Genomic DNA, 12531 nt, shown 5'->3' with positions numbered 1-12531 from the left:
GATATCCTGTGTTAGTCTCGGCGCGCATGGCGGCGCCTTCGGTGATCAACGGAGACCGAGACCGGCGTCGGTCAGCACCACGGCTTCGACGGCTTCGGCGACGTCGGCGAGGCACTGATCGCGCGGCTCGCGTGTCGCTGCCGCTCGCATCTCGGCAAGCACCGGTGTGAGCCGGTCGAGCGCCAAGCCATCCCTGCTTTCGGCGAGCGCGTACCGCGCGAGCATGCTGCCGGCTGCGATGAGCGCGTCTTCGCGCCGGGTCTCGCCCACGGGCAGATCCCAGAACGCCGGCATCGAGCCGATCGGCTTTTCGCCGGGCATCGACATCAACTTATGCTGGCCATGCGGCTCGTCGTGTAACGTAGCGAGCAGGCGATACCGGATCAGGCGCACGTCGCCCTCCGGGTCGGATCCCAGCGTTATCGCCGGCGCGCCGGCCCATGGTAGGTAGCGGAGCAGATCACGCTCCTCGTCAAGCGTTTCGGCCCGGCAATAACCGGTAGTGATGTCGCTCTCGCCATTGGGCCAGACGTTCCGGCTGACCCAAGCGATTTCGGTGATCGCGGCGCCGACAAAGGGCGGAAGTCGGCCGATCAAGGCACCGGGAGAAATGATGGAGCGCGTGCGGAGACGCAGCGCGATTGTTTGTGCATCGTACATGGATTCTCCTGATTTTGGGGATCAACAGGTGCGACCGAGCACACGACCAGCATCTGCCAGAAGGCGACGGAGCGGATGCGACGACATCCATTTTCCATCCTCCATCGACCTTCGCTTCACCCAGCTCGAAGACTCAATCGACCAGAACGGCCGCCATCAGGTTGACGGAGAACTGGGCTCGACCCATGTTGGGCCGCAATGCTCATGAAGGCTGCATGCGCCAAAGATCGGCTCAATCAATCAAGGACGGTCTACTGATCGTTTTTTTCGTCCTACCGATAGCGAAGCGCTGTTCATAAAAGGCAGGTCGTCTCCGGAATATCCGGAGGCGGCACGACCATTAAATCGTCGTGCCTTATCGAGCTGAACAAGGTGAACATTCACTTTGTTCAGCATGTTCAGGACATGCGCGATGACGACGAAGGATCGGTGGCTTAAGCAAGACAAATTTGACGAGGCATTCGACCGTGTGAGAGCGCGAGTTGGTCTCGAAAACATGAACGGCAACATGGTGATTGTCGAACTTGGGACGACGTCCCGCAAGACCGCCTATGACATGTTCAATCGCCGTATGGCCGCCGAGATGGATACCAAATCTCCGACTTCGTTCGTGCTGCCGGAATCCGAACGCCAGCAAGGCGCAGATATGCTGGCTGAATTCGTCACCGGCATCGTCGACAGCGCGCTGGCGACGAAGCAAATCCAGCTCAACACGCTGGAGAACATGATCAGCCGGAACGATCAAGAAAATGGCGACCTGATGACCGTCCTGGCCGAAACCGAGGCGGAGCGAGATACTGCGCTCGCCGACGTTGAGGACCTTCGCGCGACGATCAACGCACAGGCTGGCCGCATCACCCACCTCGAGGCGCAGATTGCGGTCCTTGAGGGGAGCGTCGTGGAGCGAATGGTCGGCAGGCTCACGGAACAAGCGGCTCTTCAGACGACTGTTAATGTGCCGCAAAGCGACGGGCCGTTGTTCGATCAGGAGCGCGCAAATTCGGCCGATAGGTCCGAAGCATGACGCTCACTGACTTGATAGAACGCTTTGCAAGCGAACTCTCGATGGCCGACGACGTGACGCTCGGGATGATCGAAGCGTTGCGAGTGGCTCGTCGCACGGGCGGAGATTTCTGTCCTCCCGATTTCGACAAGGAGACGGCGACGCCGGAAGCGAACGCAAGAGAGCAGATTCGTCGCGGCGAGGGAGATCGAGCGAGCGAAGACGCGCGCATTCGTCTTCTCAACCCACTTCTGAAAACGACTAGCGTCGAGGCACGACTCTTGAGCCTGCGGCGTGGCTATCAGGCGCGCCGTGAGGCGGTCGCCGATGCAGCCAAGCAGCTTGTCGACGCAGCGTTGAAGGCGGACATCGACGAGTTTCTGATCGGGATCTTCGAGGCGCGTGAGCAGGAAATCAGCCAATACCGGGAGCATCGGATGGAGCGCCAGGTTGCGGACGGCAAATACGACCCGATCCTGGATCTCGCGGACCGAATGGCCCGCCATCATGGCGTCCACCATGAGCATCTGAAGCTGCTCACCGACGACGACGAATCCGCGATCGCCGGCATCGTCCTCGATCGCGTGGTGGAGTGCTCGAGGAGAGCGCGTGGATGACAAAGGCTGCGCCGCCCCGCCGCAGGCGCCGCCGCCGCTGTCAGCAGCGGCGACCCTCGGCCGAAGGTCGACCCATCTGCCCAACGGGCAGCGCCCGCAGAATTTGGGGTGGCGCCCCAATTCTGCGGTATTGCGCCTGAACACAGAAAACGAATTATATTCGTTTTATATGATCATAGGCTGCAGAGCCATAGATTTTACTAGAGCCAGGATGCGATAGACGCATGCGTTCGCATGTTTTCCTTCTTTTCCTGCAAAAAAGGGGCGATTTCCTCGAAATTATTCAATCTTCATCCTACAAGCCAGAAATAGTCCAACATCGATGCATGCGAGGAGATTATGGGTCGGAAATCGAAGGATGAGGTCACAATCGGCAAGATGGCGGGCATCACCGATGACGAGGCGTTGAGCCGGTTCAAGCCTGGTCGCGGTGCGGAACTGATCCCCGCTGCCGAGATCGAGGCAAAGCTCGCCGAGTTGAACGCGCGTGTCACCAAAGCGCAAGAAGATGGGGCGAAGGGTGCTCTCTCGAGCAGCCAGATTCTTAACGCAGGTGACGAAAAAATCTTGCAAGGTCAGCTCAGGGAGAACAAGCGCATAGTCGAGGCACTCGTTGGCCATCTGGTTCAGCACGTCGTCATGAGTACCATGATCGAGGGCGCTTTGGCGGCGGCGCAAAAGGACATCAAACAGCGTGCAGCTCACGTAGGTGCGGAGCACCTCAAGCTGATCCAGCGTATGATCAAGATGGGATTGAAGGCTGAGGATTGTCGCGTGAGCGATGGCGATCTGAAGGTCTTTGTCGAACTGCTCAAGACGCGCGGCACCAGCATAGTCCGTAACCTGTTGCCGTTTCCAGATCAGCGCCAGCGCCATACAGACGAAACATTGGCGGCATCCGAGGAAGAAGCCGCAGCAATTCGAGCGGAGTCCGGCGCGCGGACCAAGCACGAGCCGCCACCCTACGTCGAACCTCCGTATGAACGGGAGGCGCCGACGGATTACGCGGAACCATGGAATCGGGAGCTGGGGCCGACCCCTCGAGATTTCTGGTCGATCGACTTCAAGATTCCCACAGGATATTTTTGGGAGGCTAGCGAAAATGAAGATCCGGCAATGGAAGTGGTCCGTGACATGCCGCTTCCGGCCCACGACGAGTGGGACGGCCTGCGCGAGATCGATGCCAGTTTTGGGTTAGTGACGAAGCCAGGCATGATGTCGCGAGGGTCTGGCGAAGTCCGACTGCGGACCTTTTTCGGCGCGCTTCGCTTCATAAAGGAGGAAAACGTGCCAGACGTCTGGATCCGTGCCTGGATATTCCTCCTGTGGGCCCGGCACGCTCCTACAGAGGAGATCGAGCGGAAGTTCGGCAAGGACTATTTCGGCGGCCTTAGCATACCGGATCCGTCGAATGGCTCATTTGCGATCCGCACGCTTTTTGCGGGCGGTGGATAAAGTGTCTGCGCCGGGCTTGATCGCCGTGGAGAAGAAATGCAGGTTGCTTAAAGCCTCGCAGCGGGCCAGGCGGTCAATGAAAGTCGTTGAGAGTGCGTAGCGATCAACGTGATCTGCGATCAGCCTGCTTCGGTCGGCGCCTAGGCCAATGGCGCAGTGAATTTTACGAGTTCCGGAAACGTGTAAAAGAAATGGGGTTTTCTTTGCATGTCGCCGATGACGTGTAAAATATCTGACAATCTCTTTCATAAGGCCGCCATAGCGGCGGTGTTCCAGCAAGTAGAGATGCTAACCGAGCGATAGCGCGTGCAAGATTTTTTGAACTTCCCCAATGATCTAATTTTAGCCGTTTGCGGACTGTCGGGTTTCGGGATCGCGACGCGACGAAGCTGACGTTCGCTGCCGGCTCAAGGTGATCCAGAGTTTGTGAGCACGTTTGCCAAGATGTCGGGCCGGATTTGGGGCTGCACTTTTGCGCGACCGTGCCTCACTTAGGTCTCGGTTGACGGCTATCGCAGGGCAAGCTTGGGAGATTGCATGCGTCGAATTTTATACACTATCGGCTATGAGGGCGCGGATATCGGTGCGTTTCTGAGCACGCTCGACGCTTGCGGAATAGAGCAGTTGCTCGACATTCGCGACGTACCGGTCTCGCGCAAGCCGGGCTTTTCCAAGTCGGTGCTCGAGACGAAACTGCGCGATCGCGGCATCGACTATGCGCATCTGAAGGCGCTGGGTGACCCAAAACCGGGGCGCGAAGCGATGCGGCGCGGCGACTATCCAGCATTTCTCGAGATTTACACCAAGCATTTGGCGAGCGACGCAGCGCAGGAGGCGCTTGGCGCGGCGGTTGCCATCGCCGGCGCGCGCGTTTCTGTCCTGCTTTGCTTCGAGCGTAGTCCGAAAGAATGTCATCGGACGATCGTTGCGGCAGAGATGTCGGAGCTCGGCGACTTTGAAATTCGCAATATTGGCGTCAACGCAGCGCCAACACCAGCGCGTTTGTTAGGATTTCATACAGGATTAGCAGCGCTCAACCTATAGTGCTAAGCTCGCCTTGGCATCGAACAGACCGCATGGGAGGCGGTGGCCATGGTATCGCGGCGCGAGCGCATCTTAATCTTGTGCAAGACCTATCCGTCACCGAGCGGCAAGCATTCGGAGACTTCGTGTGTCGCCGGAATGAGCGAGACCGGCGCACTCATTCGGCTGTTCCCGGTTCCATTCCGGCTGATCCGTGACGACCAGCAATTCAAGAAGTGGCAATGGATCTCGGCGCAGATCTATCCGGCCAACGGCGATCGCCGCCCGGAGAGCCACAAGATCTATGTTGATACGATCTCGCTCGACGGCGCGCCGATGCCGACCAAGGGGCATTGGGCGGCGCGTCGGCAAGCGCTGTCAGCACTCACCGTCTATGATGATTTCGACGCGCTCGACGCTGCTCGCGTGGCCGATGGCGTGACGCTCGGTCTGCTTCGCCCGAAGCGCGTCACTGGGCTCCAGATTACTCCCTTAGACAATCCGCAATGGACGCCCGACGAGCTCGAAAAGCTCGTCCAGCACGAAAAGCAGGCCGGCCTGTTCGAGCAAGACGGCGAGCGCGAGATCAAGACGCTGCGCAAGCTGCCTCACGCCTTCCATTACACCTATGAATGCGAGGTGGGCGGCGAGACGCGACGCTATCGTCACAAGATCGCCGATTGGGAGGCGGGCGCGCTCTACTGGAATTGTCAGCGCAGTCATGGCGCCGGCTGGGAAACTCCCTTCCGAGCGCGGATCGGTAAGGTATTGCCAGCAGCCGACCTGCATTTCCTGATGGGCACGATCCATCGCTTCCCTGATCAGTGGATGATCGTCAGCTTGATTTATCCGCCGAAAATGGTCGCGTCTGTTATCGCGCAGACAGAACTCGTCTTCTGACGGACCCACACACGCTAGCCAGCATAGATATCTGTGCCGACTGTCGCGGCGAAGGCACGCTCAGCTTCGAAGTTCTGCCGTGAGGACATCAGAAAGCGCGTCGCCATGAAGGTCTGACCGCTATTGTCGCTCTCGACCATCGATTGAGTGAACGTGACCGGCGACACTGAATCGGCGAAGCGCCGTAATGCGCGAAAGTGGCCATGCGGCGGATGGCAGTAGAGGATAGCCGTCGGCGAAAGGGGGTAGACGAGGTAGGTGCCCCGCTCGAGAATGGCAGCGCGCCGCCACTGGCGATTGTCCGCGGTCCGGAAGGCGACGGGATTGTCGGAGGTGACGAAGGGCGTACCGCTGTCGTTGAGACCGATGATCCAGATCGATCGGCTGAAGCGGCGTGCAAGCGTCTCGACCAGCTTTTCATCCCAGATCAATTCGGTGTGAAGCTCCCGTTCCTCCTGCTGGCTCGGACGCGTCCCACGGTCAAGCTCGACCAAAGCAGACAGGATATCGCGCGTGTCGCGTGTTCGCAGCACCTGGACCGCGAGAAAGAGTGCGACCGCGCGACGATTGGCGCGTGGGATAGGCAGGCGATCGAGCGGCGCCATGTCGGGTAGCCAGTCGAGCCATTGCCCTGTGACTGCAGCCATAGCGGCCTCGAGCGAGGAGAGCTGGTGCTCCATCATCGCTGGATCATAGCCGAGTCCTTCATATTGGGTGAGCCGGTAGAAATGAGTTTCGGCGGCCATGCCGGCCGGCGGGGCGCTGAAGATGCGGTCGTTCTGCTTGTCCCAGACCCAGAGGCACCCCTTGGAATCGGCAAAGCGCCGCAAATGAAATTGCGGGACGTAGTGATGAAGCTTGGGTGCATTCATGGAACCACCGCCTAGTGGGGCGCTTCGCCTGGCGGGCGCTATCGGCCGATCAGCACCCCTGAGGTATTTTCAGAGCGAAATATCTCCATGAAATATCTCGGCTCCGTCATCGGCCATTGTCTGAACAAGTAGGTTGCGGTCCAAGAATAGGTTCCGGCGCTCGCAGCTGGTCTCGGAGATCAGAAGACAACTGTGGCAAGCGGCCCCATGCGTGGCGCGATCGCCACTGCGATCATCCGGCTCATGGTCGGCGCAAACCGGATCGCTGGAGCAGATCGTCAACCCGGCCAGCGCGCTCTTGAGAAGTGCCGCAAACCGCGGAGCCGTGGCCACAAGGCCTCCTAAAGTTCCCTGCGCACCAGGTGTCGCGGTGTAGATCAGGATCCCGCACCGGTCGTAGGCGCCGGGGTTCTGGCGGCTCGGAAGAGCGTAAATCCGTTCCTTTAAGGAGCTGGCAGGGTAGCCGCAATCCAATGCGATCTCGCTCATAAGGGCGTGAGAAAGGCTATGAAGCAGGACGTAGGGCGTTCCCGGATAAGACGGTGGCGTGCTGGTGAAACGCTTCCGCCAGTGATCGTAACCGGCCAGGAGCTTGTCTTGCCGCGCCAGAACCTTCGCGCGCCCAAGCCATTCGGCGATCTTGGTCTCGTCGAAATGGATGAAGAGCCCCTCACCGAACTGTTCGATCGCTGGCAGCCAATCGGCACTCTGACTGATGGGAGCGCCACGCACTGCCAATTGGATGTCCTCGAAGTCGCCGTCCACGCTCGCAGGCGCGGCCTCGAACCGGGTGAATCCATACAGGCACGAGACCTCGCGTAGCCGATGCACGGAGACGAGGTTGGTGATCGGGGACAGGTCGACGCCGACATCCTCATCGCGCCACTGCTCTGGCGGCACGGTTTGCGCATAGAGCTTCGCGTCTGGCGCGTTGTGGCCGATTTCGCCCCGGCCGCTGGCGAAGACATCGAATTCGGCGACCTGTGGGGGGCGTCCAAGATCGGACTGTGCATTCTCCCGCAAGCGCACCAGGCGCTCCAGGATGTCGCCGTTTGAATAGGGGCCCAGCGTCGCCTCGACCTTTGAATTGAACATCTTCGCCGCGGCGATGTGCTCGACCGTCGCAGCCTTGGAGAGCTCGCCGGCGAGGTTCTCCACGAGACGCGAGAGTTCGTCCTCCTCTGTCGGCAACGAGATGACGGTGTAAACTTGCGGGAAGTAGGTGTTGGTCGCAGTGCGGGTGAGCAGTTTCAGGTTCTGATCGCAGCCGTCCGGATCCCGATCAACCAACCATGGACGCTGACCCTGGCACTTCCCTAGTCTTCCAGGCTGGAAGAGATCTTGCAACGAAAGCCGGCGACCGCACCCACACACGACGCTGGTGTCCGCAGGGTCCGCGCTCGTGCCCTTTTCCTCAATGTACATTGCCTCGGCGCAGGCGTCGGGACCATGCACCGCATAGCGCCAATTGATATCGTCCAGATGGCCGTTGTCACAGGCGCATACGAAGCGAATGGGCGTGACATGACTTTTCCGCCCATCGTCGAACTCGAACTTTCGCCGCCCCTTGCTGTCGAGATCGTTCCAGCGGACGAGCCGGCGACGGCGTGAGGCCTTGGCTCCCTCGCCACTTCCCACGTCCTCCACCGTTTCGCAGATGAACCACTTGGGGAACACCGGTGCATCGACACCGGCAGAGCCACCCCTTTGGACGTCAAGCTCCTTTGGAGGCGTGCGCAGAGTGAGGCTGATGCCTGCCCCGAGCCGCCCCTGATCCTGCAATAATTTCTCAAGGCGACTCGAAAGCCGAGGCTCTGAGATCACCGAGAAACTGCCCCCGCTCATGTCCCATCGCTCTAGGCCGCCAACCACGACGGAACGCGTGGGAAGGTCGATCATGGCTCCGGGACCGAAGGTAGAAACGAGCTGGCTGAGACGTTGAGCGTTCTTGGCCATTAGACGTCATCCGCGTTGGCTATGGGAGTACCGTAGGGATCTTTGACCTTCATGCGCACCGAGGGCTCGACATCGCGCATGGACCGGCCAGCGACGAAGCGAGCGTGTGCGGGCGTCAGGTTATCGATCTCCGGCTCGAGCGGCTGGTGTAGCAGCCGATGCGGGCTCTTCTTCCGGGCAAAAGCGAAAGTGCTCCCGCCCGCCGCCTGAACATGCGCCGTCGAGGTCCAATCGGCGAAGACTTGGTCGATCATCGCGCCCAAGGCGGCGCTGCCGCCGGCCACCGCCGATTGTGGCGCACGGCTCACGATGAAGTTACGAACAGCGGCCATGACATCCGGGTTCGCGGCCAAGTCGGCGACGGACGTCTCATAGGTGAGGCCGGCGTCGAGGTGCCGGGCCGCAGAGACGACCACGGCTGGCAGCGCCCGATCCAGCGCCCTGGCGGCCCAGGGCGTGACACTGGTCGCCTCGACCGCCCGGTAGAACGTACGGTGATACTGGCCGAAATGCTCGAAATGCATTCGGTCCCGTGGCTTATGGAGATTGAGCACCGCGACGACCAGCCCCGGCCGGTTGTGATCGCGTCCGACGCGGCTTGTCGCCTGGATGTACTCCGCAGCGGTCTTCGGCTGGCCTTGCACCACCATCAGGCCGAGGCGCGTGATGTCGAGGCCGACCGAGATCATGTTGGTGGCGAGAGCGACGTCAACCGTCTCGCCCTGACCCAAGAACTCGGCCTCCAGACGCTGCTTGGCGAGGGCGACCTGGTCGGTTGACACCCGCGACGTGAGTTCCAACGGCTCACGGACGGGCCGATCGCCAAACGGCTGATCGTGCGGCACGACCCGTCGGCGCTCGTCGCCATAGCGTCGCGCCCGGTCGCGGACCTCGTCCTCGACAATCCGGCGCGCACCGCCCAGCTCCCGCAGCGCGTTGAAGTAACAGAGCGCGGTCATGTACGGGTCGGCGGGGCTGGCCTTGCCGTCCTTCGGAGGATTCGCCTCATAGGCCGCTTGAGCCGCGGCGAGCAGGGTCGTCAGCGCCCGCAGGAAGACGAGCTTCGGACCCCGGCCCTGCGCGGCGATGCCCATGTAGAGACGTGCCGAATCCTTCGAGGACGGCACGGTAACGGCGAAGAAGCTGTCCGAGCGGTTGGGTCCAGGAGGCGGAAAGATACTGGTCGTCTGCCGGTCGAAGAGGGCGGCGATCTGGTCGGACGCGCGCCGCACCGTGGCGGTGGAAGCCACGATCTTCATCCGGATGCGCTTGCCGTCGCGGGCCCGCTCCGCGAGCTGATCGATAGCACACTCGTAGAGGCCCGCGACCGTTCCCAGAGGTCCGGCGATCAGGTGCAGTTCGTCCTGGATGATCAGATCGGGCGGATCGAGCTTCCAGCCGTTGTCGAGCGGTCGCCCGTGGTTGGGTTCGGCCGCGCCATAGAACCCCACATTCGGATCGAAGCGATCGACGTGGCCAAAAAAGGCGCCAGTTTCGCCAACCCAAGGCAAGGCCGCGAACTTATCGATGGTCGCGATCAGGAAGGCCGGCAGACGCCGGTAGATCGGCTCGTCGACTGTGAGGATCGGCAGAGGGCGGTTGCGGGTGAAGTCGCACCGGTCGTTGACGCAACGGATTTCCAGGTTGGTGGGCGCCGCATTGCTGGGCGTGCAGGAGAACGACTCCGGCGTGAACGCCGTACCGCACCAGGGACAGGCCTTGATCGGCGCCGGCGCCCGCTTGTCCTGACCGAGCCGATAGCGCCGCACGCGACCCACTGCCGTGGTCTGGTCGGCCTCGCCTGTGCGTCCAAGCTTGTTCGGAGAGGCGTCCGACCCGACCCACAGGCCAATCTCGATCGGCCAGTCGCCGAGGACCTTCTGTCCGCGTGCGTTCACATTCGCGGGGTCCGTGCGCATCAATTCGAGCGCGCAGACGACGCCGGCGGCGCGCGCCAGCTGGTCCAGCGTCAAGAGGCGCAGCGTATAGCGCATGATCACTGCGACGCCCGCGCCCAGGACGCCGGGCGCTTTGAGCCGCCGCATGGCGATGGTAAAGGCTGCGAGGCCCAGATAGGCTTCGGTCTTGCCACCCCCCGTCGGGAAGAAGAGCAGGTCCGCCGTCTCCCGGTCGGGGTGGCGACTGTCCGCCAATCCCGAAAGATTCAGCAGGATGAAGGCCAGCTGGAACGGCCGCCATGCGGGGGAGCGTTGCGCTGCCGGATCGCCCTGCGGCCCTGCATTGCGGCGACGGGCCGCGCGCGCCACGGCGAGGTTCATGAAGCCGAAGGCCTGGCGCGCAAGGGATTCGGTTGCCAGGACTTCCAGACCGGCGGCGATCCGAGCCTTCGCCGTCTCCATGTCCCGAATAAGATCGTCCGCGGTCTGGCGACGGCGGAGCGACGTCAACGAGGTGGCCCGTTGGGCAGTAATCCAGTCGCCATATAGCCTGGGCAGCGCCTCGAGCGCTGACCTAAGCGCTGACCCATCGCCGTTGGCCAACTCAGCCAGCGCCTCCATGCCGAACGTCACGGCGGACTTTAGCGGCTCACCTTCGTTCGGCGCCACGCGCTCCACTTCGGCCAGGGGCAAGGGGTCGGTCCAGACCCGCTTCACATCGCCTGCCGTTTCCTGGTCGCGCGGCCAAGCAGCGGCGGCGTTGCGCCCAACGGCCCATTCACAGACGTCGCGATAGTGTAGATCGGCGATCTGCAGGTCCGCGTCGTTCGACGTCATACCCGAGAGGTCGCGGCGCGGACGGAAACCCGCCTTGCTCTGCAGCTCCAGTCGAGCCTGGAAGGCGTAGCCGACGTCCGCATAGAAGCGGTGAGCACGCGAGCGGCGATTGACCAGGAATACGGTCAGCGCCCGCACCTGCTCGACCTGCCCATCGGGCGTCGGGTAGGTGAAGACTCGCGAGTGTGTTTCCAGGCACAGGCCGCCGCCGGGCAGCTGTTCCGCGGCGCTCTCCGGCACGACGAACGGTCCGGCGCGCCCGTCCTGCACGGCCAGCGTGAACCTGCGCTCCTTGGGCGCGCGGACCCACTCGACCTGAGGGCGACGGGGCTTCTTTTCGGCGTCCTGCTCACCCTCCGGATCGGGCAGCAGCAGCGCCTCGTCCATCGGCGGCTCGGTGCGGTAGTCCCCCCACGACACGACGGCTTCGATCTCGCGGATATCGGGATCGAGCAGGACCGTCAGACCGACCGAAGATGGCAGGAAACGCCGCCTGGCGTTGGGCGCCTCGGGCTCCTCGTTGTCGCCCGCCGAGCCGCCGGCGCCGTCCGTTTGGGCTTCGCCGCCCTCGATCTCCAGCTCTTCGGCCTCGGCGGTGGCATCGCCGTTTTCGGCACCGCCGAGCGCCAGTTCGTCGTCGGCTGGGGCAAGGAAGCCGGTGAGATACCAGCGCGAAGGATTTTCGTTCAGCCGCTCGCTGGCGAGGTCGAGATCTTCGAGCTCCGGACCGGGGCCGACCAGGTCACGGCGGAAGGCGCCGGCGATGCGGGTACGGACGTCAAGCGAGCTGGTCATGAGCGTCCGAGGCCTTCTGAAAAGAGGAGTTGTCCCACGGCGTTCTCGAGCCACTTGGCCGTATAGGCCTGTTTCAAGGCTTCCTTGGGCCGATGCCCGGCATCGACGAACAGCGATTCCAGGGCGATGAGGCGGTCCCGAAGGCCCAGCCGAACGCCGAAGCGCATGCTGGCCTTGTCCGGTCCGCAGAGAAGCCATGCGTCGTCTCGCGTCAGGGCGTTAGCCCAAAGGGAACGCTCACCAACGTCCAGGGCGATGTCCGGCGCGCGGATCGCCACGACCGCACGCTGCGCGTCGGTCACGGGATGCACCGCGTGCAAACCGCCCACGAGTTCAACGGGATCGATCAGCGCTTCCGGGCGCCGACGCTGAAATCCGGTCTGGGTCTCGGTCACGCAATCCTCAACCGTCTCGACCTGATAGCCGCCGGACAGCGCGCGCCATGACCCTACCCGGAAACACTCCAGGATGATGTTGGTATCGATCAGGAGGGGACCCTTGTGGCGCGGCATCGA

Annotated in this window: 11 protein-coding genes; 5 read left to right on the top strand and 6 right to left on the bottom strand. The window is 62.1% G+C overall.

Features of this window, described 5'->3' with window-relative positions; genetic code table 11:
• Positions 1 to 45: 45 nt before the first annotated feature.
• Positions 46 to 660, bottom strand: a complete 615-nt coding sequence (locus HZF05_RS03095) for a hypothetical protein (protein WP_160365136.1) — start codon at positions 658 to 660, stop codon at positions 46 to 48.
• 412 nt (positions 661 to 1072) lie between these two features.
• Between HZF05_RS03095 and HZF05_RS03090 the strand changes: the two genes are divergently transcribed.
• The 3 genes from HZF05_RS03090 to HZF05_RS03080 all read left to right on the top strand — a co-directional run bounded on the left by HZF05_RS03090 (position 1073) and on the right by HZF05_RS03080 (position 3735).
• Positions 1073 to 1684, top strand: a complete 612-nt coding sequence (locus HZF05_RS03090; RefSeq protein ID WP_160365135.1) for a hypothetical protein — start codon at positions 1073 to 1075, stop codon at positions 1682 to 1684.
• A complete protein-coding gene (locus tag HZF05_RS03085; RefSeq protein WP_160365134.1) occupies positions 1681 to 2280 on the top strand; it encodes a hypothetical protein in 600 nt (199 codons plus the stop codon). Before HZF05_RS03090 ends, HZF05_RS03085 begins: the two co-directional genes overlap by 4 nt.
• Positions 2281 to 2619: 339 nt before the next feature.
• Complete coding sequence (locus HZF05_RS03080; RefSeq protein ID WP_160365133.1) at positions 2620 to 3735, top strand: hypothetical protein; 1116 nt, start codon at positions 2620 to 2622, stop codon at positions 3733 to 3735.
• Here HZF05_RS03080 and HZF05_RS03075 read toward each other — a convergent pair.
• Complete coding sequence (locus tag HZF05_RS03075; protein WP_181638778.1) at positions 3697 to 3984, bottom strand: hypothetical protein; 288 nt, start codon at positions 3982 to 3984, stop codon at positions 3697 to 3699. The genes HZF05_RS03080 and HZF05_RS03075 overlap by 39 nt on opposite strands.
• 288 nt (positions 3985 to 4272) lie before the next feature.
• On the opposite strand from HZF05_RS03075, the gene HZF05_RS03070 reads away from it, so the two are divergent.
• Positions 4273 to 4779, top strand: a complete 507-nt coding sequence (locus HZF05_RS03070; RefSeq protein WP_160365132.1) for a DUF488 domain-containing protein — start codon at positions 4273 to 4275, stop codon at positions 4777 to 4779.
• Positions 4780 to 4827: 48 nt separating this feature from the next.
• A complete protein-coding gene (locus HZF05_RS03065) occupies positions 4828 to 5658 on the top strand; it encodes a hypothetical protein (protein WP_160365131.1) in 831 nt (276 codons plus the stop codon).
• 14 nt (positions 5659 to 5672) lie between these two features.
• Here the strand turns inward: HZF05_RS03065 and HZF05_RS03060 are convergent, their stop codons facing one another.
• From HZF05_RS03060 to HZF05_RS03045, 4 genes are all read right to left on the bottom strand, one after another.
• On the bottom strand, positions 5673 to 6530 hold the full coding sequence (locus HZF05_RS03060; RefSeq protein ID WP_160365130.1) for a DUF4238 domain-containing protein: 858 nt from the start codon (positions 6528 to 6530) through the stop codon (positions 5673 to 5675).
• A gap of 69 nt (positions 6531 to 6599) precedes the next feature.
• Complete coding sequence (drmB, locus tag HZF05_RS03055; RefSeq protein WP_160365129.1) at positions 6600 to 8486, bottom strand: DUF1998 domain-containing protein; 1887 nt, start codon at positions 8484 to 8486, stop codon at positions 6600 to 6602.
• Complete coding sequence (drmA, locus tag HZF05_RS03050; protein ID WP_160365128.1) at positions 8486 to 12016, bottom strand: DISARM system helicase DrmA; 3531 nt, start codon at positions 12014 to 12016, stop codon at positions 8486 to 8488. The genes drmB and drmA overlap by 1 nt, the downstream gene beginning before the upstream one ends.
• Positions 12013 to 12528 (bottom strand): hypothetical protein, encoded by a 516-nt coding sequence (locus HZF05_RS03045; protein WP_160365127.1) that lies wholly within the window; start codon positions 12526 to 12528, stop codon positions 12013 to 12015. The genes drmA and HZF05_RS03045 overlap by 4 nt, the downstream gene beginning before the upstream one ends.
• Positions 12529 to 12531: the final 3 nt, after the last annotated feature.

The sequence above is a fragment of the Sphingomonas chungangi genome (genome assembly GCF_013778325.1).
GTDB lineage: Bacteria > Pseudomonadota > Alphaproteobacteria > Sphingomonadales > Sphingomonadaceae > Solisphingomonas > Solisphingomonas chungangi.
This window is presented reverse-complemented; position numbering and strand designations above follow the sequence as displayed.